General features: G+C 67.2%; 18 protein-coding genes and 2 tRNA genes. 10 read left to right on the top strand and 10 right to left on the bottom strand.

What is annotated here, in order from left to right; translation table 11 throughout:
* Window positions 1–17 precede the first annotated feature (17 nt).
* The 6 genes from flgL to ACZ5KV_RS14650 all read right to left on the bottom strand — a co-directional run bounded on the left by flgL (window position 18) and on the right by ACZ5KV_RS14650 (window position 7,092).
* Window positions 18–1,502 carry a flagellar hook-associated protein FlgL gene (flgL, locus tag ACZ5KV_RS14675; RefSeq protein WP_464240031.1) on the bottom strand — a complete coding sequence of 495 codons (1,485 nt, stop codon included), beginning with the start codon at window positions 1,500–1,502 and terminating at the stop codon, window positions 18–20.
* A gap of 10 nt (window positions 1,503–1,512) precedes the next feature.
* Window positions 1,513–3,606 (bottom strand): flagellar hook-associated protein FlgK, encoded by a 2,094-nt coding sequence (gene flgK, locus ACZ5KV_RS14670; RefSeq protein WP_464240030.1) that lies wholly within the window; start codon window positions 3,604–3,606, stop codon window positions 1,513–1,515.
* Window positions 3,607–3,672: 66 nt separating this feature from the next.
* Complete coding sequence (locus ACZ5KV_RS14665) at window positions 3,673–5,250, bottom strand: flagellar hook protein FlgE (RefSeq protein ID WP_464240029.1); 1,578 nt, start codon at window positions 5,248–5,250, stop codon at window positions 3,673–3,675.
* Between the two features lie 32 nt (window positions 5,251–5,282).
* Complete coding sequence (locus ACZ5KV_RS14660) at window positions 5,283–5,981, bottom strand: flagellar hook assembly protein FlgD (protein ID WP_464240028.1); 699 nt, start codon at window positions 5,979–5,981, stop codon at window positions 5,283–5,285.
* Window positions 5,982–6,197: 216 nt separating this feature from the next.
* Complete coding sequence (locus tag ACZ5KV_RS14655) at window positions 6,198–6,509, bottom strand: zf-HC2 domain-containing protein (protein ID WP_464240027.1); 312 nt, start codon at window positions 6,507–6,509, stop codon at window positions 6,198–6,200.
* Between the two features lie 22 nt (window positions 6,510–6,531).
* Window positions 6,532–7,092: an RNA polymerase sigma factor gene (locus ACZ5KV_RS14650; protein WP_464240026.1), complete on the bottom strand. Its 561-nt coding sequence runs from the start codon at window positions 7,090–7,092 to the stop codon at window positions 6,532–6,534.
* A gap of 362 nt (window positions 7,093–7,454) precedes the next feature.
* Here ACZ5KV_RS14650 and ACZ5KV_RS14645 point away from each other — a divergent pair, with 362 nt between their 5' ends.
* Window positions 7,455–8,180: a response regulator transcription factor gene (locus ACZ5KV_RS14645; protein ID WP_464240025.1), complete on the top strand. Its 726-nt coding sequence runs from the start codon at window positions 7,455–7,457 to the stop codon at window positions 8,178–8,180.
* A complete protein-coding gene (locus tag ACZ5KV_RS14640) occupies window positions 8,177–9,592 on the top strand; it encodes an ATP-binding protein (protein ID WP_464240024.1) in 1,416 nt (471 codons plus the stop codon). Before ACZ5KV_RS14645 ends, ACZ5KV_RS14640 begins: the two co-directional genes overlap by 4 nt.
* A 158-nt stretch (window positions 9,593–9,750) precedes the next feature.
* Here ACZ5KV_RS14640 and ACZ5KV_RS14635 read toward each other — a convergent pair whose 3' ends face one another.
* The 4 genes from ACZ5KV_RS14635 to ACZ5KV_RS14620 form a co-directional block, all read right to left on the bottom strand.
* A complete protein-coding gene (locus ACZ5KV_RS14635) occupies window positions 9,751–11,031 on the bottom strand; it encodes a DUF4857 domain-containing protein (protein WP_464240023.1) in 1,281 nt (426 codons plus the stop codon).
* Window positions 11,028–11,726, bottom strand: a complete 699-nt coding sequence (locus tag ACZ5KV_RS14630; protein ID WP_464240022.1) for a hypothetical protein — start codon at window positions 11,724–11,726, stop codon at window positions 11,028–11,030. Before ACZ5KV_RS14630 ends, ACZ5KV_RS14635 begins: the two co-directional genes overlap by 4 nt.
* A gap of 1 nt (window position 11,727) precedes the next feature.
* Window positions 11,728–12,612, bottom strand: coding sequence for an ATP-binding cassette domain-containing protein (locus ACZ5KV_RS14625; protein WP_464240021.1), 885 nt, complete (start codon window positions 12,610–12,612; stop codon window positions 11,728–11,730).
* Window positions 12,613–13,007: 395 nt separating this feature from the next.
* A tRNA-Arg gene (locus ACZ5KV_RS14620) sits at window positions 13,008–13,084 on the bottom strand.
* Between the two features lie 387 nt (window positions 13,085–13,471).
* Between ACZ5KV_RS14620 and ACZ5KV_RS14615 the strand changes: the two genes are divergently transcribed.
* From ACZ5KV_RS14615 to rho, 8 genes are all read left to right on the top strand, one after another.
* Window positions 13,472–14,911 carry a Do family serine endopeptidase gene (locus ACZ5KV_RS14615; RefSeq protein ID WP_464240020.1) on the top strand — a complete coding sequence of 480 codons (1,440 nt, stop codon included), beginning with the start codon at window positions 13,472–13,474 and terminating at the stop codon, window positions 14,909–14,911.
* A 127-nt stretch (window positions 14,912–15,038) separates the two neighbouring features.
* Window positions 15,039–15,953, top strand: a complete 915-nt coding sequence (gene ispE, locus ACZ5KV_RS14610) for a 4-(cytidine 5'-diphospho)-2-C-methyl-D-erythritol kinase (protein ID WP_464240019.1) — start codon at window positions 15,039–15,041, stop codon at window positions 15,951–15,953.
* 7 nt (window positions 15,954–15,960) lie between these two features.
* Window positions 15,961–16,036, top strand: a tRNA-Gln gene (locus ACZ5KV_RS14605).
* A gap of 24 nt (window positions 16,037–16,060) precedes the next feature.
* Window positions 16,061–17,002 carry a ribose-phosphate diphosphokinase gene (locus ACZ5KV_RS14600; protein WP_464240018.1) on the top strand — a complete coding sequence of 314 codons (942 nt, stop codon included), beginning with the start codon at window positions 16,061–16,063 and terminating at the stop codon, window positions 17,000–17,002.
* 68 nt (window positions 17,003–17,070) lie between these two features.
* Window positions 17,071–17,658, top strand: a complete 588-nt coding sequence (locus tag ACZ5KV_RS14595; RefSeq protein WP_464240017.1) for a 50S ribosomal protein L25 — start codon at window positions 17,071–17,073, stop codon at window positions 17,656–17,658.
* A 167-nt stretch (window positions 17,659–17,825) separates the two neighbouring features.
* Window positions 17,826–18,464: an aminoacyl-tRNA hydrolase gene (pth, locus tag ACZ5KV_RS14590; protein ID WP_464240016.1), complete on the top strand. Its 639-nt coding sequence runs from the start codon at window positions 17,826–17,828 to the stop codon at window positions 18,462–18,464.
* A 53-nt stretch (window positions 18,465–18,517) separates the two neighbouring features.
* Complete coding sequence (locus tag ACZ5KV_RS14585) at window positions 18,518–19,039, top strand: CarD family transcriptional regulator (RefSeq protein ID WP_464240015.1); 522 nt, start codon at window positions 18,518–18,520, stop codon at window positions 19,037–19,039.
* Window positions 19,040–19,406: 367 nt separating this feature from the next.
* A complete protein-coding gene (gene rho, locus ACZ5KV_RS14580) occupies window positions 19,407–20,654 on the top strand; it encodes a transcription termination factor Rho (RefSeq protein WP_464240014.1) in 1,248 nt (415 codons plus the stop codon).
* Window positions 20,655–20,811: the final 157 nt, after the last annotated feature.

Below are 20,811 nucleotides of genomic sequence, written 5' to 3'. Positions count from 1 at the left end.
GCTTGCGGCGGCGCCTGCTAGAGCAGGTCCACCATGGACAGGGTCATGATCTCGGCGGAAGTCTCGACCACCGAGGTGTAGGCGGTCTGGGCCGCCTGAAGCTGGGTCATCAGCGTCACCAGGTCGGCGTCCTCGATGGCGCTCATGAGTTGGGTATCGGACTCCTTGCGCAGGGCTAAAGCGGCCTCGACGTTCTGCACGGTGGTCTCTCGCGCGCCAACGCTTGCGGCGCCTCGCAAAACCTGCTCCTGGGCCGCGTCGAGATCTTCCAGGCACTGGCCCACGGCATCCACGTCGTCGGTCTCCAGGGCGGCCACGAGCCTGCCCATGGTCTCGAAGAGGTTGCCGCCGGACACGGCGTCGGCCGAGGTTTCCCCCGGGGCCTGATAGAGGCCGCCGAAGATGTCCTTGCCCACGTTGTTGATGACCACCGAATTCCCATCGGAAATGTTCACGGCGATGTCGGCCTGCTCGGGAACCAGGGTGAACTGGTCGCCGGCGTAAAGGTCCGTGCCGCCGTCGGGCGAAAGGGTCAGCGTGCCGCCCGGCACGGTGAGCACGCCGCCGGTGGCGGTGTTGCCCGTGACCCACGTGGAGCCGCCGTCGGTGCTGTAGGAATAGGATACCGACCCGGCCAGGGTCGTGTCGGCGTCGATGCGCACCACCACGTTGGTGGAAAACACGCCGCTGGCCGTGGCGCTCACCGGGGAGCTGCCCGTGTGGCGGACCACGGCGCCGTCCTTGGCGTCGCCCTGGTACAGGGCGGTGGGGCGCACCACCAGGGAGCTTTGCCCGGCGGCGTCGGCCTCGCCGCTGACCGCGGCCCCCGAGGCCAGGTTCACCGAGCAGGAGCCCAGGGTCAGGGTCGTGTCCCCGGCGGCCAGGGTGGCGGTGGTCCACGTTTCCCCGCCGTCGTCGGACCAGCGGTATTCCAGGTCCGCCGCGCCGCCCACGGTGCCCGAATCCACGAATTCCACCTGCACGCTGTGCGCGGCGTCGCCGGTAATGGACACCACGTCGTCCCCCGCAAGGGTCGGGCCGGACACGTCGGCGGTCAGGGTCAGCACGTAGGCGTCGGAGTCGGTGTTCTGCCCGGCGAAGATGCTGTCGCCCAGGTATTCGGTATTGGCCTGCACGAGCATCTGCTCCATGAGCTGGCGCACCTCGTCGGCGAGCATCTCGCGCTGCTCGGCGGACAGGGTGCCCGTGGCGCCCTGCTCGGCCTTCTCCTTGGCGCTGGTGATCAGTTCGCTGACGGTGGCCAGGGCGTCGTCGGCCGTGGCCAGGGCCGCCGAGGCCAGGTCGATGTTCTCCTGATACTGCTCCAGGGCCGCCAGGTGGTTGCGCAGGGCCAGCACCGTCGAGGTGCCCGCCGGGTCGTCGCTCGGGCGGTTGATGCGCTTTTCCGAAGCGTTCTGCTCGTTCAGGGCGTAGTAGCGTTCCAGGGCGTTGTTGGTATTGCGGATGACCGACGTGTAGACCATGCTGTTGGTGATACGCATGGCGAATCTCCTATGACTTCAGTGACATGAGGGTGTCGAACATTTCCATGGATGTCTGGATCATGGTCGAGGCCACCTCGTACATGCGCTGGAACTGTTCGATGCGGATCAGTTCCTCGTCCAGGTTCACGCCGCCCACGGACTCCTGCTGGTCGTACAGGCTCTCGGCCAGGGCCGCGTAGTAGGTGGTGTTGAAGGTGGCCGTGGAGGCTCCGGACCCGACCTTGCCGACCAGGGTGCCGAAGTAGTCCTGGAGCGAGGAGGTGCGCGAACTGCCGGCGCTGGTGGTGATGGTCACCTCCTTGTCGGCCAGGGCCGCGATGGCCAGGGCGGTGGTGTTGCCGCCCGTGTTGGCGTCGCCCGTGGCGTCCACGGCCGAGGCGTTGACCCGCGAGGGGTCCGTCAGCAGCGGATTCAGGGCGATGTCCGAGGCGTCGGAGCCGGTGAAGTAGGTGTTGATGCCCAGGGCGGCCAGAAGGCCGGTGGAGTCGCCCGCGAACTGGAACTCCACGCCGTCGGCGGCGGCGATGGTCAGGCTGCCGTTGGTCACGCTGGCCGTGAGCTGGCCGGAGAAGGTGGCGTTGATGGCCGTGGCCACGTCGTCCAGGGAATGGACCGCGGGGTCGAACACCGCCACGCCCGGAGGCACGACGGAGGAGAAGTCGAGGTCCGTCACGCTCAGGGATTCGCCGGTGTCGGCGTCGTACAGGGCGATGGCCAGGGAGCCGGACTGGACCCGGTCCGCGAAGGCCAGGCCGCTGTCGGCCAGGGCGGCGGAGGAGTCCTCGGCGGCGTAGGTGCCGGTGACGGAGGTGAAATTGGTCAGGCCCGCGCCCTGGCTGTGGGCGAAGTTCGTCTCCCAGATCAGCGAGGAGGCCAGGGCGTCCAGCTCGCTCTGCCAGGTGCCCAGGTACTGGTCGCGGGTGGTCAGCAGCCCGGCGATGCTGCCGCCGGTCAGGCGCGAGGTGTTGTCCGTGCCCGCGCTGGACAGGCTGGTCACGTTCATGAAGGACGAGGTGTTCTCGTACCAGTAGACCCCGCTCTTGGGCATGACCGTGAAGGTGTCGCCCGAGGCCAGGGCGCCCGAGGCCGCCGCGCCGGAGTCGTCCGTCGCGCCGAACCAGATTTCCACGCCGTCCACGGTCACCGAGCCGGTGGCATCGTCGGCGGTGAAGAGCTGCACGTTGCCGTTCTCGTCGGTGAGCCAGGTCTTGCCGCCGTCGTAGGACACGCGGAAGGTGGCCGCGCCCGCGCCGCCGTCGGCGCTGCCCGCGTCCACGACCTGCAAGGTGATCTCGTTGGACGAGGAGCCGTCGAAATACACGGCGCCGTCGAAGGTCGAGGCCGAGGTCAGCGACGACCAGGACTTGGGCCCCTCGTAACGCAGCTCGAAGGTGGACGCGCCGTCCACCAGGGTCTGGCCCGAGCCCAGGAACACCGAAACCTGCCCGTTGTCCTTGTAGAGGACATCCACGTCCACCAGTTCGGCCAGGTCGCGGATCAGGGCGTCGCGCTCGTTGAGCAGGTCGTTGTCGTCGGGGCTGGCGAGCAGACTCTGGTTGATCTCGCCCAGGCGCTCGATGATGGAGTTGGCCTCGTCCACGTCCTGCTCGATGGCCTCGTTGATGAGCTCCTCCTGGCGGGCCAGGTCGGCGCTCATGTCGGTCAGCAGGGTGGTCAGGGTGGTGGTGGCGGAGGTCAGCGCCTCGCGCACGGCCAGGTCGGACGGATACTGGGTCACGCTCTCCCAGGCCGTGAACCAGTTGGTCAGGGCCGTGTCCAACCCGGTTTCCGAGGACTGGTTGAAGACGTTCTCGATGCTGGCCAGCCAGCTAGAGGCCGTTTCCCAGCGCGCGGCGCTGGAGCTTTCCTCCAGGTACTGGCGCTCGATGTACGTGTCGAAGCAGCGCTCCACGCTGGAAACGCTGACCCCGGTGCCGATCAGCCCCCCGTTGACGGAGATGTAGGAGGTATCCGTCAGGTTGACCGTCTGGCGGCGGTAGCCCTCGGTGTTCGCGTTGGCGACGTTGTTGGAATAGATGCTCAGGGCGTACTGGGCCACGCTGAGCGTGTTGCCGCCGATGGTCAGCAGGCTGTCGGCCATGTCCGTACCCTCCCGCCCGGGGCCCGCGCCCCCGCCGCATACGGCGGGGGGCGGGCGCGCGGGCCGCTAGCGCTTGAGTCCGATCACGGTCTGGAGCATTTCGTTGGCCGTGGAGATGATCTTGCTGCTGCCGTCGTAGACGCGCTGCAGGGTGATCATCTGGACCATCTGGGTGGCCATATCCACGTTGGACTGCTCCAGGGTGTTGGAGTTGATGGTGCCCAGGCTGGAGGTGCCGGGAGTGCCCGTAACGGCCTCGCCCGAGTCGCGGGTCTGGGAGAAGAGGTTGCCGCCCTGGCGCTGGAGGCCGTCCTCGTTGGCGAAGCTGCACAGGGCCACCACCCAGAGGTCCTCGATCTGGCCGTTGGAGTAGGTGCCGGTGATGACGCCGTTGGTGTCCACGCTGATCTCCAGCAGATAGCCGGAGGTGTAGCCGTCCTGGGCCTGGGTGCGCGTGGTGGTGGACGAATCGTAGCTCGTGGTGGACGAGGTTTGCAGGTCGGGCTCCAGGTAGTTGCCGATGTTGGTGAAGCTCGTGCCGATGGCCGCCGCGTTGGCGGCCATGGTCGCGCTCCAGCCGGTGCCGGTGATGTTCGAGGTGCCCATGCCCAGGTTCAGTTCGATGGACTGGGCCTCGGCCTCCTGGGTGGCGCTGGCGTTCTCCGCCCCCGTGAAGTTGGCGGTGAAGACCGGGAAGCCGTCGTCGGAGAACTCCGCCGGGGTCCAGTTGGCCAGGTTGCTCATGTTGCCCGTGGCGCCGCTGGACAGGGTGTAGGCGGTCATGCCCTTCATTTCGCCGGAGGAACTGAAGGTCATGGTGCCGGTCATGAGCAGGCCGGCGGCCGATGTGGTGGCCAGGGCCGTGCCGTCGATGGTCCGCCCGTCCTCGGAGGGGTCGCAGGTGACGACGTATTCCCAGACCGTGTTGCCGGAGGTGCCGTCGGTGTAGGTGTCGTCGCCGACCTTGTCGAAGTAGATGGTCAGCACGTGGGAGGCGCCGTTCTCGTCGTAGACGGTGATGGAGTTCTGGTAGGAGTACAGCGCGTCGCCCAGAGGCGTGTCTTCGGTGCCGTCCCAGGCCGAGAACATGGCGAAGAACGGGTTGGTGTCGTCCACGCAGCAGTCCTCGGCGGTGGAGTCGAGGTTGAAGAGCATGCTCACGCTGGTGGTGGCGCTGGGCGGCGACTGGGAGCTGTCGATCTGGATGTTGGTGGTGGCGCCCACGGGGTTGCCGTCGTCGTCCACCACCCAGCCCTGGACGTTGTAGCCGTGGGCGTCCACGAGGTAGCCGTTGCTGTCGAAGGTGAAGTCGCCCGCGCGGGTGTAGTAGACCGAACCGTTGACCGGGTTGATGAGTTCGAAGTAGCCGTTGCCGTTGATGGCCAGGTCCGTGGCGCTGGTGGTGGACTCGTAGGCGCCCTGGGAGAAATCGCCGTAGATGGCCGACACGGTGACGCCCGTGCCCACCTGGCTTACGCCCTGGGCGGAGTTGATGGCCTGGTAGAAGGTATCCTCGAAGGTGATCTTGGACCCCTTGTAGCCAACGGTGCTGGTGTTTGCCAGGTTGTTGCTGACCACGGACATACCCGTGCTCGAAGTGAGCATGCCGGAAATGCCGGTGTACATGGTGCTCATGACGCTCATGGCGGTGCTCCTTGCGGGTGGCTGCTGGTGCGTTATTCTTCGTCGGTGGAGGCCGTGAGGCTCGTGTCCACGACCTTGGTCACGTTGGCCAGGGACACGGTACGCCCGTCGGACAGGCCGAGCATGACCTCGCCGTCCTCCTGGTAGACGGAGGTCACCAGGCCGGAGACCTGGGCGCTGGCGTAGAAGCTCTCGCCGTCCTCGGTCTCGCCCAGAAAGGCGATGGCGTACTGGCCGTCGTCGGCCTCGTTGCCGTCGGCGTCCTTGCCGTCCCACTCGAAGGTGTGCTCGCCGCTGGTCTGTTCGCCCAGCTCCACGCTGGCCACGATGTTGCCCGCGGTGTCGAAGACGTAGGCGTAGGTGTTCACCGAGTCGGCGCCCAGGGTGTAGGTCACGGTGCTGATGGAGTCGCCGTCCTTGCTCAGGGACGACCCCGCGGCCTCGACCTCCTTGCCGATGTAGCTCGCGGCGCTCATGGAAATCTGGCTGGTCAGCAGTTCGGTCATGGAGTCGAGCTGGCCGGTCATCTCCTGGAGGGCTTCCAGGCTGGAGAACTGGGCCAACTGGGCGACCATCTCGGTGTCGTCCATGGGGTCGAGGGGATCCTGCCACTCAAGCTGGGCCATGAGCAGTTGCAGGAACGCATCCTCGCCCAGTTCGCTGGACGCGGTGCTGTCCGTGAGGGTCGAATCGTAAGTCGAGTTCAGATAGGACGTGACATCGACGTACATGGCGGCTCGCCTCCCTTTCGGGATGGACCGCCGGACGGTGAGGCCCCCTATGGGCCGCTGGCTCCGGCGGACGGTTGTTGCGAGCAGGCCGTACCGGTCGGAAGGTTCGGACCCGGGCGGAGGCGGACCCCCGCCCGGGGATGGTGCGAAATCGGATGCGTCGTGTGGCGCGGCCGGAGCGTCTCCCTACGCTCCGGCGCGGTCCGGGGCGTCTCCCTACGCCTCGGTGCGGCCACCGCCGGGCACAAGCTCCACGGCGAAGCGCTTCAGGCTCTCGGGCGCCGGCTGGCGGCGCTCCTTGAGCACCAGGTAGAGTTCCACCACCAGCCTGCGGCACAGCGGGCACTCCACCAGATGTTCCTCCACGGCGTCCTTGGCGGCCCCGCGCAGGGTGCCGTCCAGGTAGCCGCCGAGTTCCAGCATTCCCGGACACTGCTCCCCGAAGGCTTCCCCGCTCTTGTTCAGCAACGAGGTTTCCCTCCGCCCCAGGGCGCTTTCGAAATCTCCCCAGATCACTTGTCCGGCCATTGTCGTCTCCCCAACCTGGTTCCTACGAGGCCCGGGCCTGCTCGTAATGCTCGCGCAGCCGCGTCAGGGCCTGGTGCTTGATGGATCGTACCGTCTGGGCCTTCACGCCCAGCGCCTCCGCCGCCATGGACACGTCGTAGTCCTTGTAGAAGAGCAGGCGCAGGATGGTCGCCTGCCGCTCGGTGAGCACGCCCTCGGGCAGCTCCAGCGAGTCGTCGGGCTCGAAGGCCTCCACCCGCGCGTCGCGGTCGAAATCGTCCAGCGGGATGGAGTTGAAGAACCCGTAGCGCAGGAAGTCCAGCGCCGTGCTCCTGGCGATGATGGTCAGGTAGGTCGCCATGGAGCAGCGCGTGGGGTCGTAGCGCCGCAGCAGGTTGAAGTCCTTCTTCACCAGCCGCACGAAAACGTTCTGCGCCACTTCCTGGATGTCGTCCTCGCTCGCCCTGAAAATCTTGGCCTGGATCACCTTGCGCACTGCCGCATGGACGACCCCGGCGTACTTCTCAACAAAAGCTCTCCACGTCTGGTTGTTTCCGCAGATGCAGGAATCCACATCAACGAAAGTGCTGCATGAACCGCGCATCGTGACTCCAGTCGAGCTGCATTCGGTTTGACTCCCCTCAAAATCCGAACTCGCCTTCCAGGTAGGCTTTCGCCAGGCCTGCTCGCTTTGTATTTCGTTATACGAGCGGCCTCCGTGCGTTCATCCACGGCACCTGAATTTTTTTTACGACTGGAATTTATTAAGACACCTTGAACGGAACAATGCCGAGTCGGCTCATTACCGTTCAGACGGTTCAAGAATACCTTTCCAACGTCAGCTTGTGTCAGCTTTTACAAAGAGACCAAATGTTCCTTAATATTTCTTTACGTCAGACGGCGACCGGCCGTGTTCCCAAAGCCCCCGACATGGGCTAGGAATCGATTCGGAGGAGACTGCCACACATGGATGAAAAGCTGATTCTCGTGGTGGACGACGACGAGGAACTCTGCGGGTTGCTGACCCAATACCTGGAGCCCGAGGGTTTCCGGGTCCGCGCCGTGCACGACGGCGCCGTGGGCCTCGGCGAGGCCCTGTCGGGCCGGTATGCGCTGGTCATCCTGGACGTGATGCTGCCCGGGGCCAACGGCTTCGAGGTGCTGCACCGCATCCGCGAGGCCTCGCCCCTGCCGGTGATCATGCTCACCGCGCGCGGCGACGACGTGGACCGCATCGTGGGCCTGGAAATCGGCGCCGACGACTACCTGGCCAAGCCCTTCCTGCCGCGCGAGCTGGTGGCGCGCATGCGCGCCGTGCTGCGCCGGGCCCGGGCCGACGCTCCGGCCCCGGCCAAAGCCGGCCCGCTGACCCTGGGCGAGGTGACTCTGGTGCCCGACAGCCGCTCCCTGCGCGTCAACGGCGCCCAGGTCCACCTGACCGACGCGGAATTCTCCATCCTGCACGCCCTGCTGGCCGGAGCCGGGAGCGTGGTCGCGCGCGAGGAGCTGTGCCGCCTGGCTCTGGGCCGCGAGGCCGCCCCCGAGGACCGCAGCCTGGCCGTGCACGTCTCCAACCTGCGCCGCAAGCTGACCGACGCCGGGGCCCACCCGGTCATCAAGGCCGTGCGCGGCGAGGGCTACATCTTCTGCCGCCCCGAGCAGGGGGAAAACGGCCAGGAGCTCTCCGCGTGAGGCGGATATCCAACTCGCTGTTCGGAAAGATATTCCTGTGGTTCACCCTGGCCATGGCGGCGGGCACCCTGGGCAATGTGCTGGTCATGGACCTGCTGGACACCCGGCACATCAAGGTGCCGGACCACCCCCAGGCGCGCGAAATGTTCGTCCTGCAAAGCCGCCTGCTGCTCGACGCCTACGTTCACGACGGCCTCACGGGCGTGCGCCGCTGCGTGGACCTGGCCCCGGGCCTGCGCTTTTCCATGCGCCTGTTCGACAGCCAGGGCCGCGAGTTGACCGATTTCGGGCCGCACCCGGACATGGACCAGGATTTCTTCAAGGAAATGCAGGCCGCCCTGGGCGACAGGACGGACCGCGACGGCTACGCCGAGGGAACCCTGGCGCCGTTCTTCCTGGCCTCGAAAGCGGACGCCGACGGCCGGACCGTGTATCTGGCCATGGAGTACCCGCGCCTGCCGCCGCCGCCGAGCCTGCTGGGGTCGTGGATGTTCTGGAAACGGCTGGTGCCCATGTTCCTGGCGGGCGGCGTGCTGGCCTTCCTGCTGGCCCGGCACCTCAGCGGCCCGGTGCGCCGCCTGCGCGAGGCCACCCGCCGCGTGGCCGGGGGCGACCTGACCCACCGCATCGGCTCCAGCCGCGACCGGGGCTACGAGGAGATCAACGCCCTGTCCGAGGATTTCGACCGCATGGCCGAGCGCGTGGAGCACCTGGTGCTCTCCCAGCGGCGGCTGCTGCGCGACATCTCCCACGAACTGCGCTCGCCGCTGACGCGCCTCAACGTGGCCCTGGAACTGGCGCGCAAGCGCACCGGCGACGCTGCCCGGGCCGAGCTGGACCGCATCGAGCTGGACGCCGGACGCCTGGACGAGCTCATCGGCCAGATGCTGGCCTACACCCGGCTGGACCACATGCAGGAATGCCGCGACACCACGCGCGTGAACCTGGGCGCCCTGCTGCTCAGCGTGGTCCGCGACACGGACCTGGAGTCGCAGTACAAGGGCGTTTCCGTCCAGGTGACCACCGGGGCCCCGGCCATGATCGACGCCGTGCCGGAGCTTATCCGCCGGGCCCTGGAGAACGTCATCCGCAACGCCATCCGCTACACCCCGGCGGGCAGAAACGTGCGCGTCGTCCAGGACGTGGAGCACGACGAGGACCAGGACGGGCAAACCCTGCGGGCCCGGGTGGTGGTCCTGGACATGGGCCCCGGCGTGCCGGACGAGGCGCTGGACAAGCTCTTCCTGCCCTTCTACCGCGTGGACGACACCCGCGAGCACAAGTCCGGCGGCTCGGGCATCGGCCTGGCCATCGCCCAGCGCGCCATCCTGCTCCACGGCGGCACCATCACCGCCAGCAACCTGCCCCAGGGCGGCCTGCGCGTGGACATCACCCTGCCTCTGGCCCGCTAGCCGACTGCCGGGGAGTCCCTTTTCCCCGGCCGCCCGAAAAGGGAGGCCGAAGGCGCAAAAAAGCAGCGCCCCGCGTGCCGAAACGGACGCGGGGCGCTGGTTTTTCCGAACAACCCGGCAGAACGCCTTCGGGAGCGGCCAGTCGGCGGCCCGGCGCCCTACTCCTCCTCGACCACCAGCCGGGCGGCGAATCCGTACACCCCCGCCACGCAGACCAGGGCCACTCCGCCCCAGGCGGGCCAGCGCCCCCGGCGCGCCCGGCTCCAGCCCGCATAGCCCAGCGCCAGCAGCGCACTGGCCAGCGCCGACCAGGACAGGGGATACGCCCCCGCCCGGACGCCCGGGCGGATCATGCTCGTGTCCGGCGCGCGCAGGGTGACGCGAAAGGGCAGCAGCACGTCGCGCAGGGCGTGGCGCCACGTCCTGGCCCCGGTGGACATGGCGTGCTCGTAGCGCGCCAGGGGCCGGTAGTTCCGGTCCATGACCACGGCGCGCAGCGTCGTTTCGTCGGAGTAGACCGCCGTGCGGTACAGCGGGTCGAAAAGAATCTTCAGATCCATGCGCCCGGGGTCGTAGCCCTCCAGGGGCAGGGGGATGACGCCGTAGCCCCGGGCCAGCAGGTGGACCCCGCCGCCCTGGTCCACCAGCAGCCCGTGAAAGCGCCCGCTGCCGCTGCCGGACACGGACACATGCCGGAGCCGGAGCCCGGCGGGCAGGGCGACCCGCGCCACCTGCGGCCGCCCCTCGACCCGGAGGAGGTGAAACAGCGTGCCCCGGGCATCGACCAGGAGCACGCCGTCCTCGTAGGGTTTGAGGATGGTGAAATTACCCGCCACGAGCCGCGCGGGAAAAACGAACCCCCGCTCCCGCAGGGCGGCGGTGAAGGTCCGCGTCAGGGTCGCGTCCACGGCGTTGGCGTCGGCATTGACGAACTCCATGGCCGAGTCGGTGATCCGGAAACGGTCGTCGGGGAAGACCAGCATGGCCTGCCCGGGGCGGGACTCGATGAGCGGCCAGACGGCTTCCGGCGGCGTGTGCCCCGTCACGGTCCGCGCGGGCAGTTCCATGACCAGGCGTTCGGCCTGGATGGTATCCAGGTCGTAGGTCCGCCCGTCGATCTCCACGGGCAGCAGCCCGCGCAGGGCCAGGTTCTTGTGGTAGAGGAACGGCAGCAGGCGCTCGAACTCCAGGCGGTCGTAATAGGTGCCGTCCTGGTCCTTGTAGACCACGTCGGCGTGGTGGTCGTCGGCCTTTGCCGCCGCCCGGGGGTCGGCGACGGCCGCCTTTTCCGTGTAGATGAAGCGCTCGGTCACCGGGCTGTAGAAAAGCTGGGTCTTCCTGATGTCCTCGACGAGGGCCATGTCGTAGAGCGTCGGCAGGAACAGCGCCAGAACCGCGACGACGAGCAATTGCATGGCCACGGATGCCAGAAGTTTCATGCGTCGGTCCTCCTGTGGCGAAAGCGGCCGGCGGGCAGCAACGCCCCGAGGGCAAGCAGCGGCGGCACCGCGAAAAACCAGGGCAGGGCGCGGGCATAGCCCCCCGGGGACACATGCTCGAACAGCGGCGCCACGAGCCCGGCGGTGAGCAGCATGTAGAACACGCGGCGCTTCAGCCCCGGCTCCAGCAGGACGATGGCCTGACCCAGATAGCCCACCAGCCCGGCCAGCAGCCAGGGCAGAATGGTAAGCAGCGCGGTGCGCGCCACTTCGGCGGGAAAGTAGTGCAGCGTCAGCCCGGCCACGAAAGCCGCCTCGCAACCCAGCAGCAGGCCGAGCCCGGCGGCCCCGGCCGCCAGGTGGCCCAGGATCACGACGTTGGAATCCACGGGCAGATGCAGGGCCAGGCGCAGCCGCTCGTCGCGCATCTCCGGCAGGAACTGCATGCAGGCGAAGACGAGCCCTGTAATCAGCGGAACAAAGCGCAGGGGCGCATAATGGACCTGCCCCAGGGCGATGACGCGGTACCAGACCACTTCCGGGTGGTCCAGGCGGAAAAGTTGCCGTGTTTCCAGCCCGACCCAGGCCAGGAAGGCGGCACTCAGCACCAGCAGCACCAGCCAGCCCGTGCGCAGCTTCACAAATTCCTTGAAAAAAATGCCCGTCACCAGGGTGCGGCCAGGCACGCGGCGCATCTCAATACCTCCCCGTGTAGCCGACGAAGGCGTCTTCCAGGGTCATGGGCACCGGGCGCAGGCCCTGCGGGGCGACGCCCTGGCGGTGCAGCGCCCCGGCAACGGCGTCCTGTCCGGCGAAGCTGAAGATGTCCCAGTGGCCCGGGTGCTCCTCCACGTTCTTGATGCACTCCCCGGCCCGGGGCGCGAGGCCGGGCGCGCGCTCCAGGCGGTAGCAACGGAAATCCCGGGTGAAGGCGTCCATGGAGGTCCGTAGCGTCCGCCCGCCGCGCTCGACGAAGACGATCTCGTCCACGAAGGACTCCATGTCCTGGATGACGTGGGAGGTCAGAATGACCGTGCGCCGCCCGTCGCGCAGGTGTTCGCGCAGGTAGTCGATGAACAGGCGGCGGTATCCGGCGTCCAGGCCCATGGAATAGTCGTCGAGAATGAGCAGGTCGGCGCCCTGGGCCAGCAGCAGCCCGAGCACCACCTGCGAGCGCTGCCCCTCGCTCATGGTGCCCACGACATGCGAGGGAGACAGGCCAAGGCGCCCCACCATGTCATGATAGATGGCGCTGTTCCAGCGGGGGTAGAACCGCGAGTGGAAACGTTCGATCTGCCCGATGGTGAAGAATTCGTAGGCCAGGTGCCGCTCGAAGAGCAGCCCCACCCGCTCGCGGGTGGCCGGGGAGATGCCGCTGGCGGGGTCGCCGAACACGCGGCACTGCCCGCCCCGGGGCCGCAGGAAGCCCATGAGAATCTTGATGAGCGTGGTCTTGCCCACGCCGTTCTTGCCGAGAATCCCGTAAATCCTGCCTGCGGGGAATTCCAGGTTCAGGTTTTCGTAGATGACCGTCCGCCCGTAGCGGTGGCTCAGATTCTCGATTTCGACGGGGTGACCCATTGCCGCTCCTTTTTGGGCTGAAAGATATTGACTATCAATTTCATAGTCAAGGCAACCGCCTGAAATAGCACTCTATTCAATCAAGGCAATCAAATCGGCACACGCTCCCTGCCCCCCAGGGCACGATCCGCGCCCCCGTCCCCGGAACCCAACCAGACCCGCATACGTTTTCCGGCCTCGTGCCTGCCGGGAGGGGGAAGGCGAAAGCGCGCAGCGCTCTCTGCGGCGCATATTGGCTGCGGCCCTGGCGAATTGGGGGCATTCCAGGAAAGGCAGGTCGGGGCCGCATCCTGCGACATACCGGAGTAGCCGCCGAACAGAGGCAGGGCACCCCACCGGATTCGACGCAGAAAATCCCCAGGAACCGTGCGGTTCCTGGGGATTTTTCGGCTGTGTGGTGCGCCCGGCAGGAATCGAACCTGCGGCCTACAGCTTAGGAGGCTGTCGCTCTATCCGACTGAGCTACGAGCGCACGGACCGGCCGGAAAGCCGGAAGGGCAATACACCTAGCCAAGGCCGGGGGAAATTGCAACCGCTATTCCCCCGGCCGGAGCGCGGCCACGGCTGCGGCGCACCGAAGCACGCACCCGGCGCCACCCTCTCCATCCATATCCATAAAAGCTTCCCTCGGGCCGTCGTCTCCCTGGCGCCGGACGCCGCTGGACGCAGCGCGGCAAAGCCAGCGGCCCCGCCCCCCCGCCCGCAAATTCATGTGCGAATATCGACACAAGCGGTTTACACAAATCGCGCGGGCATTATACTTCTGGCCATGGCGGCGCAACGCCGCCATCCGCGCCGCCCGGCATGCCGCACGGCACACGCCGGGGCGCGAACAGACGCCTATCCATGGAGGACACGAATGCAGCTCAAGACAGCCAAAGCCCCGCTGCTGGCGGCGCTGCTCGTCGTGGCCTGGACCATCCCGGCCCTGGCCTTCGGCGGCCTGCCCGAATTCACCGATCTCGCCAAGCGCACCGGCGACGCCGTGGTCAACATCAGCACCGAAAAGACCGTGGCCCAGTCGCAGCAGATGCGCGACTTCTTCAAGTTCCATCAGCGCGGCACGCCTTTCGACGACTTCTTCGACCAGTTCGACAAGTTCTTCAACCAGAACCCCAACCAGCAGCCGCGCAAGGAGCGCTCCCTGGGCTCGGGCTTCATCATTTCCCAGGACGGCTACATCGTCACCAACAACCACGTGATCCAGAACGCCGACCAGGTGCAGGTCAAGCTGCGCGGCAGCAAGGATTTCATCGAGGCCGCCATCGTCGGGCGCGACCCGGAAACGGACCTCGCCCTGCTCAAGATCGACCCGCCCAACGGCGACCTGCCCACCCTGCCCTTCGGCGATTCCGAGAAGGCCGAGGTCGGCCAGTGGGTCATCGCCATCGGCAACCCCTTCGGCCTGGACCACTCGGTCACCGCGGGCATCATCAGCGCCAAGGGCCGCATCATCGGCTCCGGCGCCTTCGACGACTTCATCCAGACCGACGCCTCCATCAACCCCGGCAACTCCGGCGGCCCGCTGCTGAACATGGACGGCGAGGTCGTGGGCATCAATACCGCCATCATCGCCTCGGGCCAGGGCATCGGCTTCGCCATCCCCAGCAACATGGCCCGACGGATCATCGAACAGCTCAAGACCGATCAGGCCGTGCACCGCGGCTGGCTGGGCATCACCTATCAGCCCGTGGACGACAAGACCGCCCAGGCTCTGGGCCTGGGCACCGCGCGCGGGGCGCTGGTCAACGAGGTCATCGCCGGGCAGCCCGCCGCCAAGGCCGGGGTCCAGCCGGGCGACGTGATCCTCAAGGTCGACAAGACCGACATCGCCGAAGCCGGGGATCTGGTGCGTGCCGTGGCCTCCCTGCCCCCGGGGCGGACCATCACCCTGGGCCTGTGGCGCGACGGCAAGCAGCGCAGCGTCAAGGTCACTCTGGGCGAACGCGGCGACCAGCTCCAGGCCCAGGGCGACGACGGCGCCCCGGGCGCCCCGGGCGACGCCAAGGCCATCCTGGGCATGACCGTGCGCGCCGTGGCCCCGCAGGAGGCCGAGGCCCTGGGCGTGGAGCCCGGCAAGGGCCTGCTGGTCACCGAGGTGGACAACGGCTCCCCGGCCCAGGACAGCGAAATCCGCCCCGGCGACGTGATCCTGCAAGCCAACCAGAAGACGGTGAATTCCGTAAGCGACCTGAACGCCGTCTACGAAAAGGATGCCAACGACAAGGGCGTCCTGCTGCTGCTCATTCAGCGCCAGGGCAATACGATCTTCCGCACCATCACCCTGCCCGGCAAGTAGCCCGGCAAACCGCCCGGAAACCCGCCGGGCAACGCCATCGAACCATCCGACGGGGGGCCCCGGGGCCCCCCGTTCTTTTTCGCCGCCCCCCTTGCTTCCGGGCCGGATTTCGGCCACCCTGCCGCCTATGGGCGCCCCCGACATCGCAAGCACCGACACCGTGACCCTGGCCACCGGCTGCAAGGTCAACCTGCACCTGCGCCTGACCGGACGGCGCGCCGACGGCTACCACACCCTGGAGTCGCTGTTCGTGCCCCTGGCCGCACCCGGCGACCGCCTGACCCTGACCTTCGGCCCCCAGGGCGGCCCCTTTTCCCTGGCCGCCGGAGACCCGGCCCTGGAGGGCCCGGGCAACACCGTGGCCCGGGCCTGGCGGGCCTTCGGCGCCGCCACGGGCTTCGCCCCGGGGCTGGCCGTGCGCTTGGACAAAGGCGTCCCCATGGGCGCGGGCCTGGGCGGGGGCAGCGCAGACGCCGCCGCCGTGCTGCGCGCCCTGAACGAACGCGCCGGGGCCCGGGCCCTGGGCGAGGCGGCCCTCGCCCGCCTGGGGGCGGCCGTGGGCGCCGACGTGCCCTTCTTCCTGGGCCGGGGCCCGGCCTGGGCCGAGGGCATCGGCGAGGCCCTGACTCCGGTGGACGCGCCCCTGGCCGGGCTGACCCTGGTCCTGCTGTGCCCGGAGGTACACGTCAGCACCGCCTGGGCCTATGCCGCCTGGGACGCGGCGCACCCCGAGGCGGCCTCCGCGCCCCGGCCTTCGGGCCCGCAGGCGCATCACAGTTCCTTGACATGGACCAAGGAGCGGTTTAAAAGCTCCCCTTGCTCTTTGCCCCCGCTGTACAACAGCTTCGAGGAAGTGGTCTTCCCCGCGCATCCCATCCTGCGGGAATACAAGGAAGAACTGCTTCGCTCCGGAGCGTGCGGAGCGGTGATGAGCGGGAGCGGGGCCAGCCTGCTCGGGCTGTTCCGCGACGCCCTGCGGGCCGGGCGCTGTGTGCGCGGGTTCCAGGCGGCGGCGGTGCGCGCCTTCGTGCATCATTTCTAGTCAGAGCTGGGGCGTCGCCAAGCTGGTAAGGCAACGGGTTTTGGTCCCGTCATCCGTGGGTTCGAGTCCTACCGCCCCAGCCACGTCATCTTTTCGAGGAAGTGCCAATGGCCATCGGCGAATTGAAGATCATGACCGGCTCCGCCAACCCCGGGTTGGCCAAGGAGATCTGCAACCACCTGGGCTGCGAGCTGACCCAGTGTCTGACCGACACCTTCAGCGACGGTGAAATCCGGGTGGAAATCGGCTCCAACGTGCGCGGGGCCGACGTGTTCGTGGTACAGCCCACCTGCGCGCCGGTGAACTTCCATCTCATGGAGCTGTGCATCCTGCTCGACGCCCTCAAGCGCGCCAGCGTGGGCCGCGTCACCGCCGTGGTGCCCTACTACGGCTACGCCCGGCAGGACCGCAAGGTCGCCCCGCGCGCACCCATCAGCGCCAAGCTCGTGGCCGACTTCCTCACCGTGGCGGGCATCGACCGCCTCGTCACGGTGGACCTGCACGCCGGGCAGATCCAGGGCTTCTTCAACCTGCCGGTGGACAACATCTACGCCGCCCCGGTGCTGCTCGAGCACCTGCGCAAGACCGACGACGACATCGTCATGGTTTCGCCCGACGCGGGCGGCGTGGAACGCGCCCGGGCCTACGCCAAGCGCCTGGGCGCCAGCCTGGCCATCATCGACAAGCGCCGCGACGCGCCCAACCAGGCCAAGGCCATGAACGTCATCGGCGACGTGAAGGGCAAAACCGCCATCGTGCTGGACGACATGATCGACACCGCCGGGACCATCACGGCCGCCGCCGACGTGCTCATGGAAAACGGCGCCAAGGAAGTCATGGCCTGCGCCACCCACGCCGTGCTCTCCGGCCCGGCCACCGAGCGGCTGCAAAAGTCCCTCTACTCCCAGGTCATCGTCACCAACTCCATCCCGATGGGCAACAAGGTCGAGCAGTGCCCCAAGCTGCAGGTGCTCTCCCTGGCCAGCCTGCTGGGCAAAGCCATCCACAACATCCACACGGAATCCTCCGTGAGCGTGCTTTTCGTCTAAACACTGCCGCACCGTCCCTCGGGCCGCAGCGCGCCCGGGCAAGAACGGGGCCAAGGAGAACCCAACCCATGTCCGAACAGATCACCCTCACCGTCCAGAAACGCGAAGTGACCGGCAAAGGCGCCATGCGCGAGCTGCACCGCCAGGGTCTCGTTCCCGGCGTGTACTACGCCAAGGGCGAGAACGTGCTCATCCAGGTGGAGCCGTTGCCGCTGAACAAGGCCTACGCCAAGGCAGGCAACTCCCAGCTCGTGTACCTGAACATCGAGGGCGGCGAGACCCGCCCGGCCCTGATCAAGGAGCTGGTGCGCCACCCCTTCAAGACCGAAATCACCCACGTGGACTTCTTCGGCGTCGACCTGAAGAAGGCCGTGCGCGTGCGCGTGCCCGTGGAGACCGAAGGCAAACCCAAGGGCGCCGTCATGGGCGGCAAGCTCATCGTCTTCCGCGACGGCCTGGACGTGGAATGCCTGCCCACCGACATCCCGGACAAGATCGTCCTGGATGTGTCGCCCCTGGACCTGGGCGAGAACATCCACATCGCCGACATCGCCATGCCCAAGGGCGTGCAGGCGATGTACGACGAGAACTTCGCCGTGGTGGGCCTGAGCGCACCCACGGCCGAGGCCGAGGAAGGCGAAGCCGCCGCCGAGTAGCCTCGCGGCGGCCCCGCGCCGCCTCCTGCAGGAGCATCGGGCCCCGGGGAGCCTCCCCGGGGCCTTTTGCGCTGCCCGGCCGGGCCCTTGCGCCACCCGCCCCCCTGGGCTAGACTGCCAGCTTGGCCCCGGGCGCCAGCTCCACCCACCCCGACCCCGCACATGCCATGACAAACTACTCCGCCCTCGTCGCCGGGCTGGGCAACCCCGGCCCCGAGTACGAGCCGACGCGCCACAACTTCGGTTTCCTGGCCATCGACGCCCTGGTGGACGCCGCCGGGGGCCCGGCCAAATGCCCCCCCGTGGCCCTGCGCGGCGACTGCGTGACCAACGAGTGCCGTCTGGTGCGCAACGCGGCGCCCCTGCTGCTGGCCAAACCCCAGACCTACATGAACCTCTCGGGCGTGGCCGTGGGCAAGCTGGCCGCGCGCTTTGCCCTGGCGCCCGGCGAGGTCATCGTGCTGCACGACGACCTGGACCTGCCCCTGGGGCGCATGAAATTCAAGAAAGGCGGCAGCGACGCGGGCCACAACGGCATCAAATCCATCACCGAGCACCTGGGCACGCCGGACTTTTTGCGCCTGCGTCTGGGCATCGGCCGCCCCGAGGCCCGGGGCGGCGCGCGCGACTACGTGCTCGACCCTTTCGCCCCGGACGAGATGGAGATTGTGGCCCAGGTGGTCCGGGCGGCGGCCAAGGGCCTGACCCTGTATCTGCGCCGGGGCTTCGCCCAGGCCGTGCAGTACCTGAACGCATTCGACGCCCGGCCCGGTGAAAAGCCCGATGAAACCTGGACTAATTCTTGATTCTGGTCTATCCTGGCCCTCTGTGTGTGTAATTTCTCAAGGTGTGTGGTAGTGTGCCGACCCATTTTGCAATAGGCGACCTCGTGGTCTACCCCGCCCAGGGGGTGGGCAAGGTCGAACGCATCGAAACGCAGGAAATCGGCGGGGTCAGAGCCGAATTCTACATCGTTCGCATCCTGTCCAACAACGTGACCCTGATGGTTCCGGTGCTCAACGCCCTGAACGTCGGACTGCGCGCGGTGTGCTCGCGCAAGAAGGCCCAGGCCATCCTCAAGACCCTTCAGGACCGCACCGACTTCACCGGCTACTCCGGGCAGAACTGGAACCGCCGCTACCGCGAATACTCCGAAAAGCTCAAGAGCCAGGATCTGGCCGACGTGGCCTACGTGCTCAAGGAGCTGCTGCTCATCGGCAAGGACAAGGAGCTGTCCTTCGGCGAACACCGCCTGCTGGAGCAAGCCATGGGCCTGCTGACCCTGGAACTGGCCCACGCCCTGGGCCGCGACCAGGACACCGTGCGCGCCGAGGTGGAGGCGATTTTCGCCGACGTGATCCGAACCCGGGAAGAACAGTAGAAAGCCCTTGCAAACGCCTTTTTCCTGCGGTAGTAGTCGGCAACTGTTTGCAAGGTTTCTTGTGGGTCCTTCTCAAACCAGCAACCCGCTTCGACAATACCCCTAAGTCCGTACATCCGCCCTTTGCCGCGAAGTCGATAGAACGGCCACGGTCGCAGCACGTTCGTTCTGCATCCCGGGCGGACAGTACGCTTGCGGATTCCTGTACCCGCAGCAAATTCACGGCTCTTTCTTTTTGCATTCCCCTCCCCTGCGGACTGCGGTCCGGAGCCGGGCTCCCCGCCGGCCGGGGAGTGTTGCGACCTTCTTACCAAACCACGACCGCCCGGGAACAGGGCCAGGAACATCGCCTCCAGCGGAGAGACACATGAACCAAGCCGAACTCAAAATGAAGTCCATGGCCGAGCTGATGGAGCTGGCCCAGGAATTCAAGATCGAGAACCCCAGCAGCCTGCGCAAGCAGGAACTCATCTTCGCCATCCTCAAGGCCTGCGCCTCGCAAAACGGCAACATCTACGGCGAAGGGGTGCTGGAGATCCTGCCCGACGGATTCGGCTTCCTGCGCTCCCCGATGTACAGCTACATGCCCGGCCCCGACGACATCTACGTCTCCCCCTCGCAAATCCGCCGCTTCGGGCTGCGCAAGGGCGACATGATAACCGGCCAGATCCGCCCGCCCAAGGAGGGTGAACGCTATTTCGCCCTGCTACGAGTCAGCGAAATCGGCATGGAAAAGCCCGAAGCCACAAAACGCCTGGTCCTCTTCGACAACCTGACCCCCATCTACCCCAACGAACGCTTCCGCCTGGAAAACGGCGAACAGAACTACTCCTCGCGCATCATCGACCTGCTGGTGCCCATCGGCAAAGGCCAACGCTGCCTGATCGTCGCCCCGCCCCGCACCGGCAAGACCATGCTCCTGCAAAACATCGCCAACTCCATCAACGCCAACCACCCCGACGCCTACCTCATCGTACTGCTCATCGACGAACGACCCGAGGAGGTCACCGACATGGAGCGCACGGTCAAGGCCGAGGTGGTGTCCTCCACCTTCGACGAGCCGCCCGCGCGCCACGTGCAGGTGGCCGAAATGGTGTCCGAAAAGGCCAAGCGCCTCGTGGAGCGCAAGAAGGACGTGGTCATCCTGCTCGACTCCATCACCCGCCTGGGCCGCGCCTACAACGCCGTGACGCCCTCCTCGGGCCGCGTGCTCTCCGGCGGCCTGGACGCCAACGCCCTGCAACGCCCCAAGCGCTTCTTCGGCGCCGCGCGCAACATCGAGGAAGGCGGCAGCCTGTCCATCATCGCCACCGCCCTGGTGGACACCGGCTCGCGCATGGACGAAGTCATCTTCGAGGAGTTCAAGGGCACGGGCAACAGTGAAATCCAGCTCGACCGTCACCTCTCCGAAAAGCGCGTCTTCCCGGCCATCGACATCAACCGCTCGGGCACCCGCAAGGAGGAACTGCTCCTGGAGCCCGACGTGCTGAACCGGGTCTGGATTCTGCGCAAGCTGCTCTCGCCCATGAACACCATCGACAGCATGGACTTCCTGCTCTCCAAGATGAAGGGCACCAAGAACAACAAACTCTTCCTGGACATGATGAACAAGTAGCACGCAGTGCGGCACGCAGTGCGGCACGAAGTGCGGCACGAAGTGCGGCGCAACGCGCGGCGCAACGCGCGGCGCACGAAGACGCGACGGCGCATGGCGCGCCGGAAAGCGGCTGGCCGCCCGCGCCTCCGGGCAACGCTCCGGCCCATCCCGGCAG

The sequence above is a fragment of the Desulfocurvus thunnarius genome (assembly GCF_055390965.1).
The sequence above is the reverse complement of the archived record's forward strand: the minus strand, read 5'-3'. Positions and strand labels throughout refer to the sequence as shown.